Raw genomic sequence first — 25,302 nt, 5'->3', positions numbered from 1 at the left:
CTCCTTCAGCGGGTTTCGTTGAAGAGTTCGCGGCCGATCAGCATCCGGCGAATCTCACTGGTGCCGGCGCCGATTTCGTACAGCTTGGCGTCGCGCAGCAGGCGGCCGGCGGGAAACTCGTTGATGTAGCCATTGCCGCCCAGAATCTGGATGGCATCGAGGGCCATTTGCGTGGCGCGTTCGGCGCTGTAGAGGATCACCCCGGCAGCGTCCTTGCGCGTGGTTTCACCGCGCTCGCACGCCTGGGCCACGGCGTAGAGGTAGGCGCGGCTGGCGTTGAGCTGGGTGTACATGTCGGCGACCTTGCCCTGGATCAGCTGGAATTCGCCGATGCTCTGGCCGAACTGCTTGCGGTCGTGGATATAGGGCACGATCAGGTCCATGCACGCCTGCATGATCCCGGTGGGGCCACCGGAGAGCACCACGCGTTCGTAGTCCAGGCCGCTCATCAACACTTTCACGCCGCCGTTGAGGGTGCCGAGGATGTTTTCTTCGGGCACTTCCACGTCATCGAAGAACAGCTCGCAGGTGTTGGAGCCGCGCATGCCCAGCTTGTCGAACTTGTTGCTGCGGCTGAAACCCTTCCAGTCGCGCTCGACGATGAACGCGGTGATGCCGTGGGCGCCTTTCTCCAGGTCGGTCTTGGCGTAGATCACGTAGGTGCTGGCGTCGGGGCCGTTGGTGATCCAGGTCTTGCTGCCGTTGAGCACGTAATGGTCGCCGCGTTTGTCGGCGCGCAGTTTCATCGACACTACGTCGGAGCCAGCATTCGGCTCGCTCATGGCCAGGGCGCCGACGTGTTCGCCGCTGATCAGTTTGGGCAGGTACTTGAGCTTCTGTGCATGGTTGCCATTGCGGTTGATCTGGTTCACACACAGGTTGGAGTGGGCGCCGTAGGACAACGCCACCGAGGCCGACCCCCGGCTGATCTCCTCGATGGCCACCACGTGGGCCAGGTAACCCAGGCCCGCGCCGCCGTACTCTTCCGGCACGGTGATGCCCAGCAGGCCCATGTCACCGAACTTGCGCCACAGGTCGGCGGGGAACAGGTTGTCGCTGTCGATCTGTGCCGCGCGAGGTGCGATTTCCTTGGCTACGAAGTGCTGCACCTGTTCGCGCAGCATGTCGATGGTTTCACCGAGGGCGAAGTTCAGGGACGGGTAACTCATGGACAGGCACCTTAATGTGAGCGTTGTTTTTGTGTGGGTGGCGCGCCAGGGAAGGGTGCTCACCTTTACGTTAACGTAAGCTTGCGTTACGGCGCTGTCAATCGTAGTTTACGTTTACGTCAACCTACAAAAAAGACAACAGGGGTCGTTATGGATCAACCGAATCAGAGCTACAGCCGTGGCTCTCAGGACAAGACCTTGCTGGCCATGACGATTGGCCAGGCGTTCGATCGCACCGTTGCACAATTTCCCGAGGGCGAGGCCCTGGTGGTGCGCCATCAACAGCGTCGCTACACCTGGCGGCAACTGGCCAACGCCGTTGACCTGCACGCCCGTGCCTTCCTGGCCCTGGGCATGCAGGCTGGCGACCGCCTGGGCATCTGGGCGCCCAACTGCACCGAGTGGTGCATCAGCCAGATCGCCAGCGCCAAGCTCGGGGTGATCCTGGTCAACATCAACCCGGCGTACCGCAGCAGTGAGCTGGACTACGTGCTCAAGCAGTCGGGCTGCTCTTGGCTGGTGTGCGCCGGTTCGTTCAAGAGCTCCGACTACCACGCCTTGCTCCAGGAACTGAAACCCGACCTGCGCGGCATCATCAGCCTGGACCCCAGCCCGCCCGAAGGCTTCATGCCCTGGTCGCAGTTGGCGGTGCTTGGGGCTGGCGTCCCGCCCGAGCAACTGCACGCACGCCAGGCCAGCCTGCACTTCGATCAGCCCGTCAACATTCAGTACACCTCCGGCACCACCGGTTTTCCCAAGGGCGCCACCCTCAGCCACCACAACATCCTCAACAACGGCTACATGGTCGGTGAAAGCCTGGGCCTGACCGCGCAGGATCGCCTGGTGATCCCGGTGCCGCTGTATCACTGTTTCGGCATGGTGATGGGCAACCTGGGTTGCATCACCCACGGCACCACCATGATCTACCCCAATGACGGCTTCGACCCGTTACTCACGCTCACCGCCGTTGCCGAAGAACGCGCCACGGGCCTGTACGGCGTGCCGACCATGTTCATCGCCATGCTCGACCACCCACGCCGGGGCGAGCTGGACCTGGCCACCCTGCGCACTGGCATCATGGCTGGCGCCACCTGCCCCATCGAGGTGATGCGGCGGGTCATCAGTGAGTTGCACATGGGCGAGGTGCAGATCGCCTACGGCATGACCGAAACCAGCCCGGTTTCCTTGCAGACCGGTGCCAACGACGACGTGGAGCGACGCGTCACCACCGTCGGCCGCACACAACCTCAGCTGGAAAATAAAATCATCGACGCCGATGGCAACACGGTTGCGCGCGGTGAAATCGGTGAGCTGTGCACCCGTGGCTACAGCGTGATGCTTGGCTACTGGAACAACCCCGACGGCACCCGTGAGGCCATCGACGAGGCTGGCTGGATGCACACCGGCGACCTGGCGACCATGGATGAGCACGGCTACGTGTGCATCGCCGGGCGTAACAAGGACATGATCATCCGGGGCGGCGAGAACGTGTACCCGCGCGAGCTGGAGGAGTTTTTCTTCACTCACCCTGCGGTGGCGGACGTGCAGGTCATCGGCATTCCGGATGAGCGTTATGGCGAAGAGATCGTCGCCTGGGTCAAGTTCCACCCCGGCCATGTGGCCAATGAACTGGAATTGCAAACCTGGTGCAAGGGCCGCATCGCGCACTTCAAGACCCCCAGGCATTTCAAGTTCGTCGACGAGTTCCCGATGACGGTCACCGGCAAGATCCAGAAATTCCGCATGCGCGAGATCAGTATCGAGGAGTTGCGCAACGACCGCTAAGAGGCGGTGCATGTCTACTGCTCCGGGCTGAACGGGGGGCCCTAAAGTGGCGCATTACTTCGCCACTTGAGGGTCATGCCCATGACCAGCCCCCTTATCGATCCGCCCGTGCGCCCGGTTGCCGACGACCCCAGCCCCCACGGCCGCGTGATACAGGACAACACCCCAGACTGGTACACCGAAGCGCTGGATGAGCGCAAAACCGAATTGGCCTCATTGCAACTGCGCATTCCGGACTGGTACACCCATGCCTCGACGGCTGCGAAGGACCGTCTGCGGGCGGTCCATCTGCGCAGTCGGCGTTCCTTGAATGAGCTCGATCAAATGTTCAAGCCATTCAAAGGGCCGGCGGCCTTTGCCGAGCCGTTGCTGGTGGCCGCGATTGAAAAGAAATTCGGCCAGCGCCTGGACACTCGAAAGGTATTTTTTGCCCGCAAGATGGAGCAGAAAGAATGCGAGGCCGGCCCCCAAGAGGTCTCGACCAGCCGCACCAGCACATTGGCCCCGCAATTCTATTCCTACCAAGGCAACAGCCTGTTGGGAGCGGCGCTAAATAACTTCACCCAGGATGAAGCGACTGAGCCGGTTTGCGCGGATTGCCACCTGGTCACCCGTTACGACTTTTCCCGCTCGTCACGCGTCAGGCTTCCCTCTCCAGGCGACGTCCAGTCGGTCAAGCTGAGCATCAAGGCCCACGAGTTTGCCCAACTTTGCCGGGAACTGGATCTGGGCGGCTCGTACAACGAGTATGTGCGAACCTTCATCAATAGCCGGATACATATCACCAGCACGGAAGCAGGCTTCGGCAAGCTGTACAGCACGTTGATCCTCAGCCATCGGCATCAGTTGGAGTTGGCGGCAGAGATTGCCTTGATGAAGGGTGATATCCATCCCGATGGCCACCAATTGATCATCGATCTTCTGCGAAGCCAGGCACAGGTGACATGGGCGGGGGAGGAGGTCAAGTTTTCACCGTTTCGGTTATTCGCTTTCGACATCGAAAACATCCTGATCATCGGTCCGGTCGTGTGGCGGGCGAACCTCAGAAACGCCGAATTGGTCTCCCGGCCTTGCATTGTCTACATCCCGGGTGACCCCCAGTATCCACTCAAGTTATATGATGATATTGCCGCGTTTACCGACCACCTGACGACACGCCTGTGCCGGGTCGAGTACCGCACTTTCTTCAGCCAGTTCGTGCCGCTTGCCAGCCAGGATGCATTCTTCACGCGGCTCAAGGCCTTTCTGGACCCGGACGCCCGTCACGCCGACGATGTGGACTTTGTGCCCACCCAAAAGGAGCGGATCAATCGGCACGGCAGCTACGCGCCGCCATGGCGTGATGTGTGGGCGGACTGCGCGATAAGGCGCATGCAGCTGATTGTGGAAAATGCTCGCACCAGCGTGGTACCTACCCGGGATGTGGATGAGCGCGTCTACAACGCCTGGCTATGGTCATTCGGCAGCCGCGCGCTGGACATTCTCAATCTTGCCTCGTTCGTGGTGCCTTTCCTGGGGGAGGCGATGCTGATCGTCGCCGCCGTGCAGATGGCTTACGAGGTCGGCGAAGGCATTGAAGCCTGGTCACAAGACGAAACCCAAACCGCCTGGGCACACGTTTCGGCCGTGGCGCTCAACCTGGCTGGGCTGGCCGTGCCGCCTGGGCTGATGGCAGCCAAAGATGCCCCTTTCATCAAGCGCCTGGTGCATGTGGAGTTCGATGGACGCAAGCGCTTGTATGCATTCGACCCCGCACACTACCTGCACCGGATAACGCTGCCTGACGGTCAACGACCCAACATCCAGGGCCTGTATCGTCATGAAGGCGAGCTGTACCTGTCGGCAGGGGGCGGCAATCACTACAAAGTCCGGGCCAGCGACGAACCCAATGAGTTCAGGCTCCTGCATCCCGATGGCGATTCACGTTATGCACCCCGAATCCAACACAACGGGGAAGGCGCCTGGGTGCATGAGTTCGAGCAGCCTTTGACTTGGGATCGCAAGACCTTGTTGCGGCGCATTGGGCATTCTGTCGATCACTTGAGCGATAGCCAATTGGAATTGGCCAGGGCGTTCAGTGGTGTGTCGGATGAAGAGTTGCGAAGCGTGTTCATCGATCATCACACGCCCGCGCCGCTGTTCAAAGACATGCTCCGACGATTTGAATGCGACAACAAATACCAAAGGGTTATCGACCAGCTAAAGCACCCGGACCCTGTGGTTTTTGGCCGGATCGACTGGCGGATGCAAGTGCAGTTTTTGATGGAAGGCGGCTTGTGGCCCGAGTCGCGGGTATTGGTGGCACTGGACGCAGGGGGGCAGCCGGTATGGCGCTCAGCCGTCCCGAACGGTTCCACTCAAGTGGTTGAACTGACGCACGAACAACTCGAGAGTGGGCTGCTGTTTCGGTCCTTTGTCCAGCAATTGACGGAGCCTGAAATTCGTCAGTTGCTGGGTGAGGAACTGATGACAGAGCGAGAAGTTGGCGAACTTTACCTGCGTACCCGAGACGTATCAGATGATGGTTGGGCTGCGCATTCCCAGACCCGGGAAGATGAAAGCGCCGATCCGTTGAGGCAGCACTTACGCAGGCCGTATGCAAGGTTCGTGAGGTATCGAGACCGTTTGCTGAGCGCGGCTAATAGCAACAGAGACAAACTAGTCAAGCGTGAAATAGCAGGGGGTGATGTTTCCAACGACGTCAATGTTCAACTGATCCAGCGCGACTTCCCCGGCTTGCCTAAATTGGCCGCCGAAGAAATGGTGGCCCATGCCAACGCTCAGGAGCTGGCCCGCATGAGGTCCGCGTCGCGCCTACCGCAACGTTTGGCCGAGGAAGCGCGTGTGTACCTGCAGAAGGCGCGGGTCATGCGGGCGCAGGCTGACCTTCTCTTCGACAATGCACTCACACTGGACGGCGTGCACCTGGCATTGCACAAGATGGCCGCTATCCCCGGGCTGCTCAATGAGACGTGTATCGAGCTCCGCTCGGGTACCTACGACGGCGCCTTGCTGGACAGAGTGGGCGATGTCAGCGGCGCTCGGCAGCTTCGTCTTATCCACACCGATTTGACGGAATGGAAGCTCTGCAGCGGCCCGGAAAAAGTCGAGTACTGGCGCCGCGACAAGGATGCCTTTTTCAATGCCCTCTGGATGGCGAGCAGTGGCGAATTCACCGGTTGGGCAGTCTTCAACGCGGCTGCGCAACGGTTGAAGAGGCAGCTGGCAGAACAGCCTCTGAGTGAGTTGCAAAGCCGGCGAGCACTTGGCTTGCAAGCGATCAAGCCCGGTTTCAAATCACCCATGCGCCTGGCTGACGGGCGCGTGGGCTATCCGCTCAGTCCATTGGGCGGCGCGACTGAGCGTCCCTGGGTGTGCAGGATGAAAGCACTGTCGCTTTATCCGTCAAAATCCATGCAAGAGATCGAGACAATGCTCGGCCTTGAGGGGGTGGGTGACAGTGTGCTACTGGCGAAGCTGAACCAGCTCGAAGAAGAATTTGTCGCGCTGGATCAAGCGCTGGTCAGTTGGCAGCAGGCAGGGGAAGCGGGCTACGCGAGCGCCAGGCGCAGAGTGTCGGGGACCATCAAGGCAGCCTGGCGCAGAACGGGTACACAGGCATTGGCAGGGGACCAGACACCGATCGGCTATGTGCTGGATCTTTCGGATGAAAGCGTGGGCGAGCTGCCAGCGCTCAACGCCAACATGGATCACGTGGGGTACCTGGTTCTGCGTCGAATGGCGCTATCGGATGCTTCGCAGCCGTTCCTGCATGCCTTCGGCGGTTTGCGCTGGCTGAACATGAGTGACAACAACCTGACGCAACTGCCGGACTTCGCCAATGACGGCGCCGGGCTGACCAAGCTCAATTTGAGCGGTAATGACATTCAACTGAGCGAACACAGCCGCCTGCGCCTGGAAGGGATGCAGAGCCTGAAGATTCTCAAGCTTGGCGGCAATCGTCGCCTGGGCTGGCGGGCGGATTTGCGCAGGTTGCGAAACCTCAACCAGCTTTATCTGCCAGACACCGGCACAACTGCATTTCCTGCAGGCGCCGAACAATTGCCTAACCTGGCCCGCATTGATCTGCATTCAAACCAGATCACCACGTTGCCTGAATACGCGTACCAGCATCTGGAACGTATCAATGTGCATGACAATCCCTTGTCGGCGGCAACGCTCGCCCGGCTGGATCAGCGTTTTAACCCGGTGCAGTGGGATGAGCACATCTCCGTGGACGAAGCACGGGGCTTATGGCTGGAGGGAGTGTCGGCGACCGAGCTGGCACGGCGCGGTGAGGTTTGGGATGAACTGCGGGGCAGCCCCGAATCGGCGGCTTTTTTTGCAGTGGTGGCCGACATCACCCGCAGCGCCGAGTATGCCAGCGAGGTGACTCGCCCGGTACTGGCTGAGCGGGTGTGGGACATGCTGACGGCGGCGAGTGAACACCAGGCTATTCGCGAAGCGTTATTCACCGCTGCCGATGATCGGGTGACCTGTGGTGATGGCAGTTCGGTCGAGTTCATGAACCTTGAAAGTGAGCTGATGGGGGCGAGGGCCGTTGAACGGGCAGAAACGGACAATGCCGAAGGCGCGCTGATCGCCACCGCCAGGCAGCTGTTTCGTTTAGCGTTGGTCGACGCCATTGCTCTACGCGATGTTGCGGCAAGAGGGCCAGGGTTTACCGAGCAGGTTGAAGTCGTATTGGCTTATCGAACGCGGCTTGCCGACTCGCTGGAATTGCCAGTCAAATCCCGCGGCATGTTGTTTCCACAACAGGCCAACGTGGCCCAGGCGACACTTGATGCAGCGTATGGGCAGGTACTCCGGGATGAGCGCAACCCTGTGCTCGAGGAGGAATTTTTTGTCGGGCGCACGTTCTGGGAGACGCACCTGCGTACCCGTTATTCGCAAGCGCTGAGCGCGCTGATGGCTCCTGAGCTTGACGTGATTGATGAGAAAAGTGCGGCTTTGTTCGAACTCTCGGACTTGCAAGGCCAGCCGGACGCAGGAGAGGACTGGCAGGCCAGGCACGGTGCGGCAGCGGACCACCTGGCGGGACTGTTGGGTAAACGCAGGGATGAAATCCTGGTGAACGGCTCGATGCAAAGCGCATTTTATGAGCGAGAACTCAACAGCTTGGGCGCTGAGCGCCACCTGTTGGAGCAGCGAGCCTTGAAAACCTTGACGCGCAGGGTACTGAACAACTTCGCGGCCACGAGCGGGACCGCCCTCTGAATTAAAGGGACAGACAGCACAAAGGGGACCCGAGGGTCCCCTTTAATTTGTCGTTGCGTGCTCTTTTTTATTATTGAGGGGCGGCCTGTTGTTGTTTTTGGCAGCCGTGACCCTTTACCGCTGTTTTTGGCGACCCCCATCCGGGGTCAAGAGCAAACGTATTTTTTTGAGCGCTGATCTGCTTCTTCGCACGCGATCCAACCAGTGGGTAGCTACCTTGAGGTAGTTTTGTTCTTCTCTAACCGGTTGCGGGTTTCGGCACGCCGTACCCTGCGAAGCACATCTTCTCCAAAAAAATCTGTTAGCTGCGTCTCTGCCGTGTTGTTCTTGTTATGTCAGAGTCGTTTCGTCTTATTTTTATTAGGTTTGGCGCTTTTTATTCTTGTTATGCCATAGAGAAAGCAGAAGCCGTGCCAACTTTTAAAAGTCCTTTAAAATCAATGAGTTGATTTTTATGTAGGGTTTGGCCTACGGCAAATGCGACAAAATATGTTCCCGTGTTACTCGTTATGTAAGGCGGCGGTAACACATTGTCACGACTAAGCTACTCAACCGGCGTTACGTGCCTTGGCCACGCGCGAGCCGGTAGGCCGGCCCAGCACGTTGCTGATCTCCTGGCCCGCGCCAATCAAGGCCTCCAGGTCGATACCGGTCTCGATACCCAAGCCATTGAGCAGGTACACCACGTCTTCGGTGGCGACGTTACCGCTGGCACCCTTGGCGTAGGGGCAGCCGCCGAGGCCCGCGATAGAGCTGTCGAACACGTTGATACCCTCCAGCAGGCTGGCGTAGATATTGGCGATGGCCTGGCCGTAGGTGTCATGGAAGTGACCGGCCAGCTTGTCCCTGGGCACCTGTGCACCGACGATCTCGAACAAGCTGCGTGTGGCACCCGCCGTGCCGGTGCCGATGGTGTCGCCCAGTGAGACTTCATAGCAGCCCATGGCGTACAGCTCGCGGGCGACGGCCGCGACCTGTTGCGGTGCGACTTGGCCGTCGTAAGGGCAACCCAACACACAGGACACATACCCACGCACGCTGACGCCGTGTTGTTTGGCGGCCGCCATGATCGGCGCGAATCGCTCCAGGCTTTCACTGATGGAGCAATTGATATTGCGCTGGGAAAACGCCTCGGAGGCCGCCGCAAACACGGCCACTTCCTTGACCCCGGCCGCCAGCGCATCTTCAAAGCCGCGCAGGTTCGGCGCGAGGGCGCCGTAGGTCACCCCGGGCTTGCGCTGGATCTGCGCAAACACCTCGGCGGAGCCGGCCATCTGTGGCACCCACTTGGGTGACACGAAGCTGCCGACTTCGATGTAACCCAGGCCCGCCGCGCTGAGGGCGTCCACCAGTCGAACCTTGTCGGCCACGCTGATGGGCTGGGCTTCGTTCTGCAAACCGTCGCGCGGGCCGACTTCAACCAGGCGCACATGGGAGGGGAGGGACATGGCAGTTACCTTCTGATCAATGGCCAACCTGGCTCATGGTGTGGGCCAGGGCCTGTGTGCAGCGCTCTTCGGCGGTGTCCAGTTCCAGCTTCATCTGTTCGATGTCCAGCAGCTGTTGCTCCAACTGCTCGCGGCGCTCGGCGATCTTGGCCAGCATGCTGTTGAGCTGGATGTGGTTGCCGCTGGTGGGGTCGTAGAGTTCGATCAGCTCGCGGCACTCGGCCAGCGAGAAACCGATGCGCTTGCCGCGCAGGATCAGCTTGAGGCTGACCTTGTCCCGCGCCGAATAGATGCGCTCCTGGCCCCGACGCTCGGGGCTCAGCAGGCCTTGTTCTTCGTAGAAGCGGATGGCGCGAGTGGTGATGTCGAGCTCGCGGGCGAGGTCGGAGATGCTGTAGGTGGTGCTCATGGCGGCGCTCAAGAAGGTCTTGAACGCTAGGCTAGTGTCTGGTTGACGTTAACGTCAAGCACCGCTCTGTAGGAGCCGGCTTGCCGGCGATGCTCGTCAACGATGACGCTGGCTACCTGACTACGCGCGGTGGCAGCGAGATTTTCGCCGGCAAGCCGGCTCCTACAGGGGGCGTGAGGGGTTTCAAGCCTGTTTGCCATCGAGTTTCTTTTCATGGGCCGTCACTTGCTGGCAAAGCTCGATCATCTGCTCGCGCATCCAGCGGTTCGCCGGGTCCTGGTCGGTGCTTTCGTGCCAGTACAGGTGGGTTTCCACCGGTGGCACGTCATTGACCGGCAAATTGAACCAGTGCAGTTCATGACGACGGGCGAAGCGCTCGGGCACGGTCATCACCATGTCGGTCTGTTGCAACACCTGCGAGGCCATCAAGTAATGCTGGGAGCGCAGGGCGATCTTGCGTTGCAGGCCCATCTTGCCCAGTGCCAGGTCGACATGGCCGAGGCCGTTGCGGCGGCTGGAAATATGGATGTGGGTCAGGCCCAAATAATCATCGAGGGTCAGTTTGTCCTTGCTCGCCAGCGGATGGCCCTTGCGCATGGCGCACACGTAGCGGTCTTCCATCAGCTTGACGTGGCGCACCTGCGGGTCGGTGTTGAGCGGCGCATCCACGGCAAAGTCCAGGCGCCCGGCCGCCAGTTCCTTGGTGGTTTCGCGGCGTTTGGACAAAAAGCTCTCGATCACCACCGTCGGCGCCAGGCGGCGCAGGCGCTGGAACAGCAGCGGCAGGATCACCGCCTCGGTCAGGTCGGTCATGCTGATGCGGTAGGTCTTGGCCGCCTGCTGCGGGTTGAAGATGCGACTTTCCTGCACCGACACCCGCAGCAACGACAACGCGTTGCGCACCGGGCCGATGATGTTCTGCGCCATGGGTGTGGGCACCATGCCTTGGGCGGTGCGCACGAACAGCGGGTCGTTGAAGGTCTCGCGCAGGCGGGCCAGAGCGTTGGACACCGCCGGCTGGGTGATGCCGACAATCTGCCCGGCGCGGGTCAGGTTGGCTTCGGTGTAGATCGCGTCAAAGACGATAAACAGGTTCAGGTCGACCTTGCTCAGATTCATTTCGTTGCGCTCTTATTGTTAGGTGTCCATGCGCCGATCATATATCGGTGATGAATGTTAATACACGCCGAGAATAGGCTAGGTAAATTATCAACGCTGTTCTAGCATCGATTGCATGACCTAAACAACCTCTCAGAGAAGGGAGCTGCTCATGGATTTCGCCTATTCGCCCAAGGTTCAGGAACTGCGTGAACGCGTCACCGCGTTCATGGATGCTTACGTTTACCCGGCCGAGCCGGTGTTTGAACGCCAGGTCAGCGAAGGTGACCGCTGGCAGCCCACCGCAATCATGGAAGAGCTGAAAGCCAAGGCCAAAGCCGAAGGCCTGTGGAACCTGTTCCTGCCCGAATCCGAACTGGGCGCGGGCCTGACCAACCTTGAGTACGCACCGCTGGCCGAGATCATGGGCCGTTCGCTGCTGGGCCCGGAGCCGTTCAATTGCTCCGCCCCCGACACCGGCAACATGGAAGTGCTGGTGCGCTACGCCAATGAAGAACAGAAACAACGCTGGCTGGAGCCGCTGCTGCGCGGCGAGATCCGCTCGGCGTTCGCCATGACCGAGCCGGACGTGGCTTCTTCCGACGCCACCAACATGGCCGCCCGCGCCGAGCGCCAGGGCGACGAGTGGGTGATCAACGGCAAAAAGTGGTGGACCTCCGGCGCCTGCGACCCGCGCTGCAAGATCCTGATCTTCATGGGCCTGAGCAACCCGGACGCGCCACGCCACCAGCAGCACTCGATGATCCTGGTGCCGGTGGACACCCCCGGCGTGAAGATCGTGCGCCCGCTGCCGGTGTTCGGTTACGACGACGCGCCCCACGGCCACGCCGAAGTGCTGTTCGACAATGTGCGAGTGCCTTACGAAAACGTGCTGCTGGGTGAAGGCCGCGGTTTTGAAATCGCCCAGGGCCGCCTTGGCCCAGGCCGTATCCACCACTGCATGCGTTCCATCGGCATGGCCGAGCGCGCGCTGGAACTGATGTGCAAGCGCTCCGTCAGCCGCACCGCGTTCGGCAAGCCCTTGGCACGCCTGGGCGGCAATATCGACAAGATCGCCGACTCACGCATGGAAATCGACATGGCCCGCCTGCTCACCCTGAAAGCGGCGTACATGATGGATACCGTGGGTAACAAGGTGGCGAAAAGCGAAATCGCCCAGATCAAGGTGGTGGCGCCGAACGTGGCGTTAAAGGTGATCGACCGCGCGATCCAGATCCATGGCGGCGCCGGGGTGTCCAACGACTTCCCGCTGGCCTACATGTACGCCATGCAACGCACCCTGCGCCTGGCCGACGGCCCGGACGAAGTGCACCGTGCGGCGATCGGCAAGTTCGAGATTGGCAAATATGTGCCTAAAGAGCTGATGCGCAGCGGCCAGTAACACCGCGTCGCCTGCATCGCGGGCAAGCCCGGCTCCCACACGATCAACTGTGGGAGCCGGGCTTGCCCGCGATGAGGCCGGTTTGAACAATACAACCCTCAAGGTCAGTAGACCCACACCTCCACCCGCCGATTCTTGATCCGCCCCTCATCCGCCGTATTCGCCGCCACCGGCATCTGCGCGCCAAACCCCTGGATATCGCGCAGCACCACACCGTTTTTCACCAGCTCACGGCGCACCGCCATGCCACGCAATTTCGACAGCAACGCCGCGCGCTGCGGGTCGTTCTTGGCATCGCCAAAACCCACCAGCGTGACCTGCTTGTCGAGCTTGCCGTGGGTTTTCAGGTAAGCCACCACCCGCTGCAGGTCCTGGCGCGCCTTGTTGTCCAGGCTCGCGCTGCCTTCTTCGAATCGGAAATTCACACTCAGGCGCTGGGCCTCACGGGCGATTGCCTGATATTCCGCCGGCATCGACGCGCGCGGTTCCACACCCATGGCCTGCACCTGCTGTGCGATAAACCCATTGGCCGCCACGATCGCCTGGCCCTTGCTGCTCTGGGCGAAGTTCACCAGCGCCTTGGCCCACGGGTTATGGCTCGACGGTGGCAGGTAAAAGAACAAGCGGCGCGACAGCGGGTAATCCTCGGTCGCGATCAGGCTGTTGAGCGGCAACATCGGTTGTGAATCGCCGTCGACAATCGCCACCGCCTTGGCCTGGCGTACGTAGGGCAGGCCGATAAAACCGATGCCCTGAGGATCCTGGCTGACCGCATCGGACAACTGCTCGCTGGATTCAAAACGCTTGGCCGACGGCGCAAGGGGTTTGCCACGCAGGCGCAGGACCAGGTCCTTGAAGGTGTCGTAGGTGCCGGACTGGTCATCCCGCGCATACAGATGAATGGCCCCACCGACGCCGCCCAAGGCTTCCCAGGTGCTGATTTCACCGTTGAAGATCTGCGCCAGTTGCTCGGTGTTCAGGGTGTTCAAGGGGTTTTGCGGGTTGAGAATGATCGCCAGGCCGTCGATGGCGATCACTTGCTCGGCCTCGGGGCTTTTCAGGTCGCCCAGGGCTTCAAGGTCGACCAGCTCCGCGTCCTTGATCGGACGGGATGAGGCCGCGAGGTCCGCCGTGGCTTTTTTCAGCGCGCTGAAACCGGTGCTGGAACCGTGGGCGGCTACCTCGATTGTCACCGTCTTGCCTGCGCGGGTTTTGCCGACCACGCGTTGTTCATTGGCGCCGTCGGCCGGTTCGCTGTGCACGCCTTGCAGGCCCTGATGCTCCATCAACCCTTTGACCAGCGCCGGCCCCAGCGCCGCGCCGATGGTATTGGAACCCTGCACGCGTAGCGCGGGGCCTTGATCGGGAGCGGAGAGGGGAGCAGACACAGCGAACAGGGGGTACAGCACCAGCAGGAACAGAACGCGCAGCCTCATGCCGGCACCTTCTCAAGCCAAAGGGAGTGCCGCGAGAATAAGTCAGGCAGGTTGCAACAATATGACGACCAACTGTAGGAGCCGGCTTGCCGGCGATGAGGCCCTTGAGGCTTATACAAGTCGCTCGGCAAGCTGGCTCCTACAAGGGTTAGCTCAGTTCAAGCCAGATCGGCGCATGGTCCGATGGTTTTTCCAGCCCGCGCAGTTCGTAATCCACCCCCGCATCCTTGACCCTCGACACCAGGCCGTTGGACGCCAGGATCACATCAATACGCAGCCCACGCTTGGGCTCGTCCTCGAAACCACGGCTGCGGTAGTCAAACCAGCTGAAACGGTCGGCCACCGCCGGGTTGAGGTGACGGAAGCTGTCCACCAGACCCCAGTTTTTCAGGCGGGCCATCCACTCGCGCTCTTCGGGCAGGAAGCTGCACTTGCCGGTCTTGAGCCAGCGCTTGGCATTGTCGGCGCCGATGCCGATGTCGATGTCTTCGGGGGAGATGTTGATGTCGCCCATCACCACCAGCGCCTGCTCATTGCTGAACTGGCTTTCCAGCAATTGCTGCAGGTCTTCGTAGAAGCGCTGCTTGGCCGGGAACTTGGTGGGGTGGTCGCGGCTTTCGCCCTGGGGGAAGTAGCCGTTCATGATGGTGATCGGGTGGCCGTTTTCATCGGCGAACGTGCCCCAGATAAACCGACGCTGGGCGTCTTCTTCATCGCTGGCAAAGCCTTTGTGCACGCTCAAGGCTTCTTTGCGCGAGAGCAGGGCCACGCCGTAGTGGCCTTTCTGGCCGTGGTAATACACGTGATAGCCCAAGGCCTGTACTTCGGCCAGGGGGAACTGGTCGTCGTGGACCTTGGTTTCCTGCAGGCCGATGACGTCCGGTTGGTGTTTTTCGATCAGCGCCGCCAGCTGATGAGGGCGGGCGCGCAGCCCGTTGATATTGAAAGAGACGATTTTCATGGTCGGCAGTCCATTCTGGCAAAAGGGCGATGCTAGCCGACAAGTCGGACGGGAGCCAGCGTGGCGGTAGGGCAGATGCGCTGCTAATGTCTGGGAACGACTCGTTCCGTGCAGGTTCGTACCCATAAGAACGCCATCTTTTTCAGTGGCGCCCAGGGAGATTGACCGTATGCCTGAAACTTCGACTGCCGTTGCCGAAATCCGCCTGCTCAACAGCGGCTATTCCCGTGAAGCGCGCTCCTTGCTGTATCAGGCTTACCGGCATGAGCCGACCTTTGCCTACATCTTCGAAGCCGAGCGTCCCGGCTATGAACAGCGGGTGCGTGCCACGGTGCGCGAGTTGGTCAAGCAGCATTTTTTCCAGAAGCTGCCCGCCCTCGGCCTGTTCGTCAACGACCGCCTCATCGGCATCGCCCTGATCGCGCCACCGCAACGACGCCTGGGCATCACCGAAAGCTGGGCCTGGCAGATTCGCATGTGGCTGAGCACCGGTGTGCGCGGCACGCGGCGTTACCTCGACTACCATCACGCGGTGCTGGCCTGCCTGCCGAGCGAGTCGGTGCATGTACTGCCGCTGTTGGGCATCCACCCGCAATTCCAGGGCAAGCATTACGGCGAGCAGTTGTTGGAAGCGGTGCACAACTGGTGTGCCGAAGACCCGCATTCCTCAGGCGTGGTGCTCGATACCGGCAACTCGCGCTACCTGGAGTTCTACAAACGCCAGGGTTATGAGGAAATTGGTGAAGTGGCCGTAGGGCCGGTGCTTGAGCACGTGTTTTTTCATCCCAACCCCCAGTCGTTACAGGTTAAAACGGCTTAGGACAGAATTATTCAGACAATTCCCAATTCAAAGAAACTCCCTAGCTCGTGTAGCATCCGTGCCTATGAAGTTTCCAGGAAGATATACCAGCGGCTTGATTCTGCTGTTCACAAGCTGCAGCGTTTTTGCGCAAAGCGAGTTGGACGTGCGCATCAAGCCTTCAAACGACGCGTTGAAAGCCAACATCGAAGGCTACATCGGCGGGGTTGGCGATCGTGATGAAGAAGCCTTGCTGCGGTTCAGCCGTGGCGCCGAGGAGCAGGCGCGCAAGGCGGCCCAGGCCCTAGGCTTCTATCAACCGCAGATCGAGAGTGACGTAAAGGGCGGCAAGAACCCGCGCCTGATCCTCACCATCGACCCCGGCGAACCGGTGCATTTGCGTAACGTGACTATTCGGGTCGATGGCCAGGCCGCGAACCTCAAGGGGTTTCGCGTACCCGCCAGCGACGACCTCAAATCCGGCGCCGTGCTCAACCACGGCCACTATGAAGACGCCAAGCGTCTGATCCAGAACCAGGCCTCGCGCTACGGCTTTTTCAGCGGGCGCTTCACCAGCCAGAAGTTATCCGTCGACCCCCAGGCGGGCGTGGCTGACATCGAACTCATTTACGACAGCGGCCCGCGCTACACCATGGGCGCTGTCAGCTTTACCGGCGACACGCCGTTTGATGAAGACCTGCTGCAACGCATGGTGCCGTTCAAAAGCGGCACCCCCTATGACTCTGAACTGATCGCTGAACTCAACCAGAACCTGCAAGGCAGCGGCTTTTTCGAAGGCGTGCGCGTGGATGCCGCGCCAGCCGCCGCAACCAACGACGTGATCCCGGTGGCCGTGCAACTGGAAACCCGCAAGCCGCGCACCATGGGCCTTGGCCTGGGTTTCTCTACCGACGTCGGCCCACGCGGCAAAGCCAATTGGACGCGTCACTGGGTCAACCCCCAGGGCCATAGTTACGGCTGGGAGGCCGAATTGTCGGCGCCGCGCCAGAACGTCGGCCTGTGGTACGACATTCCCCTGGACCCGCCGCTCACCGACAAGTTGCGTTTCGCCGGTGGCTACCAGAATGAAGAACTGGCGGGCACCGACACCTTGAGCAAACTGCTCACTGTCGGCCCCGAATGGCACAGCAAGTTGCCCAGTGGCTGGACTCGGGTGATCTCCCTCAAGTACCAGCGCGAAGAATATCGCCTGGGCAATGATTCGGGCCTCAGTAACCTGGTCATGCCCGGTGTCACCTATTCCTACTTGCGCAGCGACAACCGCATCGACCCGCACAATGGCTATCGCCTGATGTTCGATACCAAGGTCGCCAAGGAAGGGCTCGGCTCCGACACCAACCTGCTTTACGGCACGGCTACCATCAAGGGCTTGACCACCCTGTGGGACAACCATCGCTTCCTCGCCCGTGCCCAGTTCGGCGGCAGCGCCACCAATGGCTACAAGTCGGTGCCGCCGTCGCTGCGTTTCTTTGCCGGTGGTGACCAGAGCGTGCGCGGTTATGAGTACCAGACGCTGTCACCGGAGAACGATCGCGGTGATCGCATCGGCGGCCGCTACATGATGGCCCTGAGTGCCGAATACCAATATTCCATCGCCGATAAATGGCGGATCGCCACGTTCATCGACCAGGGCAACTCCTTCAACACCCTGGAAATGCCCAGCCTGAAAACCGGTGTGGGCGTGGGCATACGCTGGGTTTCGCCCGTCGGCCCGATTCGCCTTGACCTGGCCCATGCCCTCGAAGATCCGGGCGGCATTCGTTTGCACTTTTCCATGGGGCCTGAGCTGTGATGCGTGGTTTGAAAATAGCGGGGCTGGCCGTGTTGGCGGTCCTGGCGTTGGTATTGTTGGCGCTATGGAGCCTGCTCGGCACCCAGGCGGGCAGTCGCTGGGCTCTGGGCCAGGTGTCGGGTTTGAGCGTAGAGAATTTCCAGGGCCGCTTGGGCGGCCAATGGAGCGCTGACCATCTGGTGTGGCAGCAGGACGGCAGTCGCGTGGAACTCACAACGCCGACGTTCGATTGGTCGCCCGGGTGCTTGTTGCGCATGACCCTGTGCATCAACACGCTCGATGTTGAGCAGGTCAGCCTGCAATTCCCGCCCAGTACCGAAGAAAGCAGTGGGCCAATCCAGCTGCCTGAGTTGAAGCTGCCGGTTGCGATCCAGTTGGGCGACGTTCGCGTCGGTAGCCTGCTGTTTAATGGCAGCGAAGAACTCAAGGGCTTGCAACTGGCGGCGCACTGGACGGCGGCCGGCATGCAGATCGACTCGGTGCACCTGCAACGTGACGGCCTGGTGCTGGACCTCGCGGGCCTGCTGCAACCCACCGGCAACTGGCCGCTGAACGCCAGCGGTAACCTGAGCCTACCCTATGCGCCGGGCGGCGCACCGTGGACGGTGGCCCTCAAGGTCGAGGGCGACCTGCTCAAGACCCTCAAGCTCGACGCCGACAGCAGCGGCTACTTGCCGGCCAAGCTCACCGGTGAACTGCAACCCCTGGTGGAAAACCTGCCCGCCCAGGTGCACATCACCGCTGACGGCTTCAAAGCCAGCGCAGACTTGCCCGACACCTTGCAACTCAATGGGCTGGACCTCACCGCCAAAGGCGACCTGAACAGCGGCTACCAACTGCTCGGCAAAGCCGTGCTGCCCGCCGAAAAAGGCCCGGTGGATCTGCTGCTGCAAGGCAAGGTCGATGCCAAGGGCGCGCAGATCGCCGGCCTGGATTTGACGGCTGGTGACAAGCAAAGCCTCAAGCTCAGCGCTCAGTTGGATTGGCAGCAAGGTTTCAGCGCCGACGCCAAAATCGACTGGCTCGATTTCCCCTGGCATCGCCTCTATCCGTTGATCGACGAACCGCAGGTTGCATTGCGCACCTTCAATGGTGAGATTTCCTACAAGGACGGCAACTACCTGGGCAACCTCAAGGCCGATCTCGACGGCCCAGCGGGCAAGTTCAATGTGGTCACACCGTTCAGCGGCGACCTCAAGCAAATCTTCCTGCCCGAGCTGAAACTCACGGCGGGCCAAGGCAAGGCCGAAGGTCACCTGAATGTGCAGTTCGCCGATGGTATCGCCTGGGACACCGCGCTGGACCTGTCGGCCCTCAACCCGGCGTATTGGGTCGCGGAGCTGCCCGGCACCCTGGCCGGACCGTTGCGCAGCAAAGGCGAGTTCAAGAACGAGCAACTCAAGCTGAACGCCGACCTTGACCTCAAGGGTCGCCTGCGCGGGCAGACCGCGGTGCTGGCGGCCAAGGCCGAAGGTGCGGGTGAGCAATGGACCCTGGCCAACCTGGATATCCGCCTGGGTGACAACCGCATCAATGGCAGCGGCAGCCTGCAACAGCGCCTGGCCGGCCAGATCGACATCAAGCTGGCGCGCCTGGCCCAGTTGTGGCCGCAGTTGCGTGGGCAAATCAACGGCCGACTCGACGTGGCCGGCAGCCTGAAAGCCCCGCAAGGCAAGCTCGACCTCAAGGGCCAGCAGCTGGCGTTTGCCGACAACCGTCTGCAAACCCTCACGCTCGACGCCACCCTCGACAACGCCCAGCGCGCCAAGCTCGACCTCAAGGGCAGCGGTATTCAGTCGGGCGACACCCAGGTCGGCACCCTGACGGCCAGCGCCCAAGGCGACATCAAGAGCCAGAAGGTCCAACTCGACCTGGCCGGCCCGCTGGCCAAGCTGGCCCTGGCGCTGGATGGCAACCTCGACAAAGGCAACTGGCGCGGGCGCCTGGCCAGTGGCGATGTACAGGCCGGTGGCCAGGACTGGAAGCTGCAAGCGCCGGCGAAGATCGAACGCCTGGCCGACGGCAAGCTGACCTTCGCCGCGCATTGCTGGGTGTCCGGCCCTGCCAGCCTGTGCGGTGAAGACCAGCGCCTGATGCCGGAGCCCAAGCTGCGTTATCACCTCAAGCAGTTCCCCATCGACAGCCTCGCGGCGTTCTTGCCCAAGGACTTCGCCTGGCAGGGCAAGCTGAATGCCGACGTGCAGCTCGACTTGCCCAACAGCGGCCCCAAAGGTGTGGTGTCGGTGGACGCCAGCGGTGGCACCTTGCGAGTCAAGGACAAGGACCAGTGGCTGGATTTCCCGTATGACACGCTGAAGCTGGAAACCACCCTGAACCCCAAGCGCATCGACACCCAGTTGAATTTCCGCGGCGGCAAGCTCGGCGAGTTGCTGTTGCAGGCGCAGATCAACCCGTTGCCGAAGAACAAGCCGATCACCGGCACCTTCAACCTGACCGGCCTGGACCTGGCCGTGGCGCGACCGTTTGTGCCGATGGTGGAAAAGCTCAACGGCAAGCTCAACGGCAGCGGGCGTATCTCCGGTGGCCTGCTGGCGCCGCAGGTCAACGGCAACGTGAACCTGATCGGCGGCGAGATCTCCGGGCCGGAACTGCCGGTCAGCCTCGAAGGCTTGAACGTGCAGGCGCTGATCGCCGGCGAAAGCGTGCAACTCAATGGTGGCTGGCGCAGTGGCAAAGCCGGGCAGGGCAGCCTCAAGGGCACTATCGGTTGGGGCCAGGCATTAGTCGTCGACCTGGCGCTGCAAGGCTCGCAACTGCCGGTGACGGTCGAGCCTTACGCCGTACTGGAAGTGGCGCCGGACCTGAAGATCAGCCTCAAGGACGACAAGCTGGCCATCGCCGGCAAGGTGCAGATCCCGCGCGGCGACATCACCGTGCGTGAGTTGCCACCGTCGACGGTCAAGGTCTCGGATGACACGGTGATCGTCGGCAGCCAGACCGAAGAAGGCAAACCGCCGATGGCCATGGCGATGGATATCGACGTCGCAGTGGGCGAAGACAAGCTCAACTTTTCGGGCTTCGGCCTGACGGCCAAGGTGCAGGGCCACGTGCATATCGGCGACAACATGGACACCCGTGGCGAGCTGTGGCTCAACGACGGTCGCTATCGCGCCTACGGCCAGAAGCTCGACGTGCGACGTGCGCGCCTGCTGTTTGCCGGGCCGCTGGATCAGCCTTATTTGGACATCGAGGCGATTCGCAAGACCGACGACGTGATTGCCGGTATCCGCCTCAGTGGCAGCGCCGAACAGCCCACCACGCAGATCTTCTCGGAACCGGCCATGAGCCAGGAACAGGCACTGTCCTACCTGGTGCTGGGGCGTCCGTTGAGTACCACCGGTGAGGACAACAACATGCTCGCCCAAGCCGCGTTGGGCCTGGGCCTGATGGGCAGCGCCGGGGTCACTTCGGATATCGCCAAGAACCTCGGCATCCAGGACTTCGAACTCGATACCCAGGGCAGCGGCACCACCACGGCGGTGGTCGCCAGTGGCAAGATCACCGAGAAACTCAGCCTGCGTTACGGGGTGGGGGTGTTCGAACCGGCCAACACCATCGCGCTGCGCTACCTGTTGAGCAAGAAGGTGTACCTGGAGGTGGCCAGTGGCGTGGCCAGTTCACTGGATATTTTCTACAAGCGCGATTTCTAACCCTTGTAGGAGCCGGCTTGCCGGCGATGGCGCCCTTGAATGTGGCAGTGAATTCAAGGGCCTCATCGCCGGCAAGCCGGCTCCTACAGTTGCTTTGGGGGTGTTTTCAGAGGTGTGGCGAGCACACCAACTCCACCCGCTCGTAGTTCAATGCCTTGTTGCGTTCTCCGAGTGCATACGGCGCCTGGCACTGCTGTTCACCCCACTTGATCACCAGCTTGCCGCTGTCCTCTTCAATCAGCGCCAATGCCTTGCCGCTCGGGTCGGCGATCGCCAGTTGTTTGCCGGCAACACTTTCCAGCGACGCGCCAAACGCGATCGGCTGGTGGCGGGTGTCGAACAGCGCGAACTGCACCCGTCGCCCGTGTTTGCTGGCATAACGCGCTACCACCACCGCGCCGCGTCTCGGCACCACTTGTTGGGTGGCGTTATCAATCTCGATATCACCGCCCAGGTCGCGGGTGTCCAGGCTGATCCAGTTGACCCGGTAAGGTTGCGCGTTGGGTACCACGGCATAGCCGTTGTCTGCCGTCTTGGTCCCGCTGAAACTGCCGATCTTCACGCCTGACACGCCTTCGACCTGCGCCAGCGCAAATGTCTCGCCCACGGTCTGCCCCAGGTTGATCCCGCCCGCGTGGGCCACCACCGAACCGGACAGGTTGAGGTTCTGCGTGTTGTACCCACGGCCCTGGCTGTAGCCGCCGCTGATGTCCATTACCGACGTGCGGGTGCTGAGGTTGGCCGAACCGGTGCTGCCACCGGTGCTGCTGTTGCCGCCTTGCAGTGAGTAATAGGTGTCGCTGTTCTCCGACAGGTAGCCGTTGACGCCCACTTGTGTGGTGTCGTTGTCTTTTTGCGTGCTGGCTGTCACAAACGCCCGCGGTGCGCGCGGTGCCGAGCCCAGGGGGAAGGAGACTGACAGGTTAACCAGCGTGTCGTTGTTCGTCGGCCCATAGTTGCCCACATCCTTGGTGTAGGTGGCGCTGAGGTTGTAGCTCACGTCGCCCCAATAGTTGCTGTAGCCCGCCGACAGGCTTTGTGAACCGCCACGTCCCCAGTAGCGCTGGTCGCTGGCGTTCACGTACACACTGCCAAACTGCTGGTTGCGGCCCAGGCTCTGGTTGACGGTCAAGTCGGTGCGGGTCTTCGAGTTGCCCGTGCGTTTCTGGCCATCGTTGCTCAATTCCTCGACGTGGTCGCTGAGGGTGCGATAACCCTCGGTCGAATACCGATAAGCCGCCAGGGTGAAGTTGGTGTCGGTGCCGGTAAAGGTTTTGGCATACAGCGCACGCAAGCTGTTACCCGTGACCTGTTGGCCGAACGTGCGGCTGACGGAGTGGGTCATGTCCAGTGACACCGCGCCAATCACCGTATTGCGCCCGGCCCCCACGGACAGCGCCTGGAAGTCCTGGGTGGCTTGCACCCCGACGATCCCCGACAGGTTGCTGCTCACCCCATAGGCCAGGGTACTGCTGACAAACTGCGGCTTCTTTTGCGCATCGCTGTTGCTGTTGTATTGGCCGGCCGAGACGCTGTACTTCACCTGGCCTTCACGCACCATGATCGGCAGGCTGGAGAATGCCTGTACGGTGACTCGACGGCGGCCATCGGCTTCGATAACGGTGATTTCGAGGTCACCGTTGGAGCCACTGGGGTAGATGTCACTGATCTCGAACGGACCTGGCGGGACGTTGGCGGTGTAGAGGATGTAGTTGTTCTGGCGGATTTCCACGGTCGCGCTGGACTGCGCAATGCCCCGCACAATCGGCGCATAGCCGCGCTCACTGTCTGCGCGCATGCCGTCATCGGACGCCAGTTTCAGGCCACGATAACGCACGCTGTCGAACAGGTCGGCGTCCGAGAAAATATCCCCGGCGCTGAACTGGCCCTTCAAGGCCGTCACGTCGTGTTGCAGGTAGCTGCGATTGCTCTTGAACGTGCTCGGGCTGCCGGTGCTGCTGTTGAAATTCGACTCGTTGCGCAGCCGCCACGCGCCCAGGTTGATACCGTTGCGCAGGCCCAGGTTATTGGAGAGTGTGGTGTCGGTATCGGTGCTGCTGCGGTTGCTGCTCAACTGATAGTTGATGAAGGCAGCGGGCACGCCTTCGTCCCACAAGGCAGGGTCGACATAACCACGCCGACCGCGCGCCATGGCGCGTTGCGGCACGCTCACCAACAGGCGCAGGCGCGGCATATCGTAGCGTACGCTTGCATGCTCGATCAGCGTGGGCAGGTCCAGGCAGGCGTTCGGGTCGGTGTCGACGAGCTTGCCGCTGGCCTGCAATGCGTCGGTATCGACACCCAGTTGCTGCAGCATTTCCAGGGTCAGGCAGGCTTCAGTCCTGCCACTGTGCGGGTTGCGGCGAAAGTCGATATCGCGACGGCCCACCAGGGTGTCGTTGCCGTAGAGGTCGACGCGGTAGTTGCCCGGCAACACGCTGCTGCTGGCGAGCAACGTTTGCAGGTCGACGGAAGAGGCCGCACCCTGCAAAAAAGAGGTGTTGAACTGTTCATCGCCTTCGGCCTGGCACACCGAACTGAAGCCCAGGGCAATCAATAATGGCGCCAACCCTTCGCGCTTAAATACAAACATGCAGGAACCCTATATCACCTCCGATACGAACTAGCGGAGCGAAGAGAAATACAGTAAAAGTGCGGCAGCGTTAAACGCAGGCACGTTATGGCGATTCTTTGTTCACACTCGCCCGCGTAGGCGTGTTGTTGGAAAGTTGCGCGGTATAAGCGTCTTGTGCGCCGTAGTCATTGATGCTGCTGAACTTCAATTGCAACGGCTGGGCAGGCTTAAGTTGCTTTAGAACGAACTCTTTTTGTTCGCCGGGCGCAATCATCATCGAATCGAACGGGTGTTCTATGATGGCGCCGGCCTGCAGGGTGATGTCGGCAATCGACACGTGATAAACCCCGGGGTTGCTGACCTTGAGCGCGGCCTTGCCACCGACTTCAGCCGCTTGCCAGACCAGTTCGGTCGGCGCCAGGTAGGCGTTTTTATTCAACCCCGCCGGGCGGAAAAACACCTTGATGCGCTGGCGTACGGCAAGCTGCAAGGTGTTCTCGGTTTTCGAGGCCTGGGGGATTTCCTGCACGTTGAGCCACACCACCGACTCGCGGTCAGCGGGCATGCCCGTGCCTTCGTAGATCACCCGTAACAGTTGCTGCTCGTTGTCCCGCACCCGCGCCAACGGTGGGGTCACGGCAAAGGGGGCCGGGCTGGCATCGGTGGTGTCGACCCAGGACTGGATCAACACGTCTTCACCGCTGTTACGCACAGTAATCCCGGCTTCTTTGTGCTTGCCGTCGAACACCAGGCGCGTACTGCTCAACGAAATGCCGGCCGTGGCCTGGCTGATCGCGAACAGGCACAGAAGGCCCGCACAGAGGGACAGTGAATGGCGAAAATACATAGTGGTTACCGCTGAATTCGAGAGGTATGCGAGGCCCGCAGGCCTCGCATCAGGCTGGGTTATTCGTATTGCAGGGTGAACGGCAGGGTCGCGTCGCCACGCCCGGCCACGGCGGAGGCGGCGTCGACGGTGGTGACATAGGCAGCCGAAAATTTCAGCGTGGTGTTGCTGTCCTGCAAGGTGTTCTCGATCTTCGCGGTGCTTGGCGAACTCAGGTCGATCAATGCACCGTTGGCGTCCAACAGGGCGATACCCACGTTCTTGGCTGCGCCCAGGCCGTCGATCAGCTTCAGCACTTTGGTGCCCGCGACGATGCCTGAACCGGCGCCTTTGGTCGGTTCGAAGATCATCGCCACCTTGGTGCCGGCGTTGCAGCTGATTTTCATGTCGAAGTTCTCGGCGCTCAGGGTGCCATTGCCTTTAGGAGCGGTAGCGGTGCCCATGTCCTTGATCGACACTTCGCCCATGTTGATCGAGATGGTCTTGTTCACGCCGATACCTTCTACGGAGCAGGCATCGTTATTGATACTGCCGGTGAAGTTAATGGTGCCGCTGCCGGCTTTGGTCGGTACCGGTGGATCGGCGGCGAAAACGTGACCGGCGGCGAAGATCGACAGGGCCAGAAGTGTGCGAGACAGATGTTTCATGTTG

Annotated in this window: 15 protein-coding genes; 6 read left to right on the top strand and 9 right to left on the bottom strand. The window is 61.1% G+C overall.

Annotated features, from left to right (window positions below; translation table 11 throughout):
* Nucleotides 1-5: 5 nt before the first annotated feature.
* Entirely contained in the window at nt 6-1,169 is a 1,164-nt protein-coding gene (locus tag HX792_RS26605; protein WP_176998865.1) for an isovaleryl-CoA dehydrogenase, read from the bottom strand.
* 150 nt (nt 1,170-1,319) lie between these two features.
* On the opposite strand from HX792_RS26605, the gene HX792_RS26600 reads away from it, so the two are divergent.
* Nucleotides 1,320-2,954, top strand: a complete 1,635-nt coding sequence (locus HX792_RS26600) for an AMP-binding protein (RefSeq protein ID WP_176998864.1) — start codon at nt 1,320-1,322, stop codon at nt 2,952-2,954.
* Nucleotides 2,955-3,035: 81 nt separating this feature from the next.
* A complete protein-coding gene (locus tag HX792_RS26595) occupies nt 3,036-8,192 on the top strand; it encodes an NEL-type E3 ubiquitin ligase domain-containing protein (protein ID WP_176998863.1) in 5,157 nt (1,718 codons plus the stop codon).
* Between the two features lie 548 nt (nt 8,193-8,740).
* Here HX792_RS26595 and HX792_RS26590 read toward each other — a convergent pair.
* The 3 genes from HX792_RS26590 to HX792_RS26580 all read right to left on the bottom strand — a co-directional run bounded on the left by HX792_RS26590 (nt 8,741) and on the right by HX792_RS26580 (nt 11,168).
* Nucleotides 8,741-9,640, bottom strand: a complete 900-nt coding sequence (locus tag HX792_RS26590) for a hydroxymethylglutaryl-CoA lyase (RefSeq protein ID WP_176998862.1) — start codon at nt 9,638-9,640, stop codon at nt 8,741-8,743.
* Between the two features lie 16 nt (nt 9,641-9,656).
* The gene (locus HX792_RS26585) at nt 9,657-10,049 is read right to left on the bottom strand and encodes a MerR family DNA-binding transcriptional regulator (protein WP_176998861.1); all 393 of its coding nucleotides are present in this window, start codon (nt 10,047-10,049) and stop codon (nt 9,657-9,659) included.
* Nucleotides 10,050-10,232: 183 nt separating this feature from the next.
* Complete coding sequence (locus tag HX792_RS26580; RefSeq protein WP_176998860.1) at nt 10,233-11,168, bottom strand: LysR family transcriptional regulator; 936 nt, start codon at nt 11,166-11,168, stop codon at nt 10,233-10,235.
* A gap of 151 nt (nt 11,169-11,319) precedes the next feature.
* On the opposite strand from HX792_RS26580, the gene HX792_RS26575 reads away from it, so the two are divergent.
* The gene (locus tag HX792_RS26575) at nt 11,320-12,549 is read left to right on the top strand and encodes an acyl-CoA dehydrogenase (protein ID WP_028616890.1); all 1,230 of its coding nucleotides are present in this window, start codon (nt 11,320-11,322) and stop codon (nt 12,547-12,549) included.
* A 104-nt stretch (nt 12,550-12,653) separates the two neighbouring features.
* On the opposite strand, the gene HX792_RS26570 is transcribed toward HX792_RS26575, so the two are convergent.
* Both HX792_RS26570 and xthA read right to left on the bottom strand, forming a co-directional pair.
* Nucleotides 12,654-13,985 (bottom strand): substrate-binding domain-containing protein, encoded by a 1,332-nt coding sequence (locus HX792_RS26570; protein ID WP_176998859.1) that lies wholly within the window; start codon nt 13,983-13,985, stop codon nt 12,654-12,656.
* A 148-nt stretch (nt 13,986-14,133) separates the two neighbouring features.
* Nucleotides 14,134-14,946, bottom strand: a complete 813-nt coding sequence (gene xthA, locus HX792_RS26565) for an exodeoxyribonuclease III (protein WP_176998858.1) — start codon at nt 14,944-14,946, stop codon at nt 14,134-14,136.
* A 169-nt stretch (nt 14,947-15,115) separates the two neighbouring features.
* Between xthA and HX792_RS26560 the strand changes: the two genes are divergently transcribed.
* The 3 genes from HX792_RS26560 to HX792_RS26550 all read left to right on the top strand — a co-directional run bounded on the left by HX792_RS26560 (nt 15,116) and on the right by HX792_RS26550 (nt 21,229).
* Entirely contained in the window at nt 15,116-15,766 is a 651-nt protein-coding gene (locus HX792_RS26560; RefSeq protein ID WP_176998857.1) for an N-acetyltransferase, read from the top strand.
* Nucleotides 15,767-15,830: 64 nt separating this feature from the next.
* On the top strand, nt 15,831-17,558 hold the full coding sequence (locus HX792_RS26555) for an autotransporter assembly complex family protein (RefSeq protein WP_176998856.1): 1,728 nt from the start codon (nt 15,831-15,833) through the stop codon (nt 17,556-17,558).
* Nucleotides 17,558-21,229: a translocation/assembly module TamB domain-containing protein gene (locus tag HX792_RS26550; RefSeq protein ID WP_176998855.1), complete on the top strand. Its 3,672-nt coding sequence runs from the start codon at nt 17,558-17,560 to the stop codon at nt 21,227-21,229. The genes HX792_RS26555 and HX792_RS26550 overlap by 1 nt, the downstream gene beginning before the upstream one ends.
* A gap of 106 nt (nt 21,230-21,335) precedes the next feature.
* Here HX792_RS26550 and HX792_RS26545 read toward each other — a convergent pair whose 3' ends face one another.
* From HX792_RS26545 to HX792_RS26535, 3 genes are all read right to left on the bottom strand, one after another.
* Nucleotides 21,336-23,822, bottom strand: coding sequence for a fimbria/pilus outer membrane usher protein (locus HX792_RS26545; protein ID WP_176998854.1), 2,487 nt, complete (start codon nt 23,820-23,822; stop codon nt 21,336-21,338).
* A gap of 85 nt (nt 23,823-23,907) precedes the next feature.
* Nucleotides 23,908-24,651, bottom strand: a complete 744-nt coding sequence (locus HX792_RS26540) for a molecular chaperone (protein WP_176998853.1) — start codon at nt 24,649-24,651, stop codon at nt 23,908-23,910.
* A 59-nt stretch (nt 24,652-24,710) separates the two neighbouring features.
* A complete protein-coding gene (locus tag HX792_RS26535; protein ID WP_176998852.1) occupies nt 24,711-25,298 on the bottom strand; it encodes a fimbrial protein in 588 nt (195 codons plus the stop codon).
* Between the last annotated feature and the right edge of the window lie 4 nt (nt 25,299-25,302).

The organism is Pseudomonas sp. B6002 (assembly GCF_013385985.1).
Lineage (GTDB): Bacteria > Pseudomonadota > Gammaproteobacteria > Pseudomonadales > Pseudomonadaceae > Aquipseudomonas.
The sequence above is the reverse complement of the archived record's forward strand: the minus strand, read 5'-3'. Positions and strand labels throughout refer to the sequence as shown.

Excerpts from the sequence above, each read along its gene's own strand:
- HX792_RS26580 (WP_176998860.1), bottom strand. The coding sequence starts at position 11,168 with ATGAATCTGAGCAAGGTCGACCTGAACCTGTTTATCGTCTTTGACGCG.
- HX792_RS26560 (WP_176998857.1), top strand. The coding sequence starts at position 15,116 with ATGCCTGAAACTTCGACTGCCGTTGCCGAAATCCGCCTGCTCAACAGC.
- HX792_RS26545 (WP_176998854.1), bottom strand. The coding sequence starts at position 23,822 with ATGTTTGTATTTAAGCGCGAAGGGTTGGCGCCATTATTGATTGCCCTG.
- xthA (WP_176998858.1), bottom strand. The coding sequence starts at position 14,946 with ATGAAAATCGTCTCTTTCAATATCAACGGGCTGCGCGCCCGCCCTCAT.
- HX792_RS26590 (WP_176998862.1), bottom strand. The coding sequence starts at position 9,640 with ATGTCCCTCCCCTCCCATGTGCGCCTGGTTGAAGTCGGCCCGCGCGAC.
- HX792_RS26555 (WP_176998856.1), top strand. The coding sequence starts at position 15,831 with ATGAAGTTTCCAGGAAGATATACCAGCGGCTTGATTCTGCTGTTCACA.
- HX792_RS26595 (WP_176998863.1), top strand. The coding sequence starts at position 3,036 with ATGACCAGCCCCCTTATCGATCCGCCCGTGCGCCCGGTTGCCGACGAC.
- HX792_RS26550 (WP_176998855.1), top strand. The coding sequence starts at position 17,558 with ATGCGTGGTTTGAAAATAGCGGGGCTGGCCGTGTTGGCGGTCCTGGCG.
- HX792_RS26575 (WP_028616890.1), top strand. The coding sequence starts at position 11,320 with ATGGATTTCGCCTATTCGCCCAAGGTTCAGGAACTGCGTGAACGCGTC.
- HX792_RS26540 (WP_176998853.1), bottom strand. The coding sequence starts at position 24,651 with ATGTATTTTCGCCATTCACTGTCCCTCTGTGCGGGCCTTCTGTGCCTG.
- HX792_RS26605 (WP_176998865.1), bottom strand. The coding sequence starts at position 1,169 with ATGAGTTACCCGTCCCTGAACTTCGCCCTCGGTGAAACCATCGACATG.
- HX792_RS26585 (WP_176998861.1), bottom strand. The coding sequence starts at position 10,049 with ATGAGCACCACCTACAGCATCTCCGACCTCGCCCGCGAGCTCGACATC.
- HX792_RS26600 (WP_176998864.1), top strand. The coding sequence starts at position 1,320 with ATGGATCAACCGAATCAGAGCTACAGCCGTGGCTCTCAGGACAAGACC.
- HX792_RS26570 (WP_176998859.1), bottom strand. The coding sequence starts at position 13,985 with ATGAGGCTGCGCGTTCTGTTCCTGCTGGTGCTGTACCCCCTGTTCGCT.
- HX792_RS26535 (WP_176998852.1), bottom strand. The coding sequence starts at position 25,298 with ATGAAACATCTGTCTCGCACACTTCTGGCCCTGTCGATCTTCGCCGCC.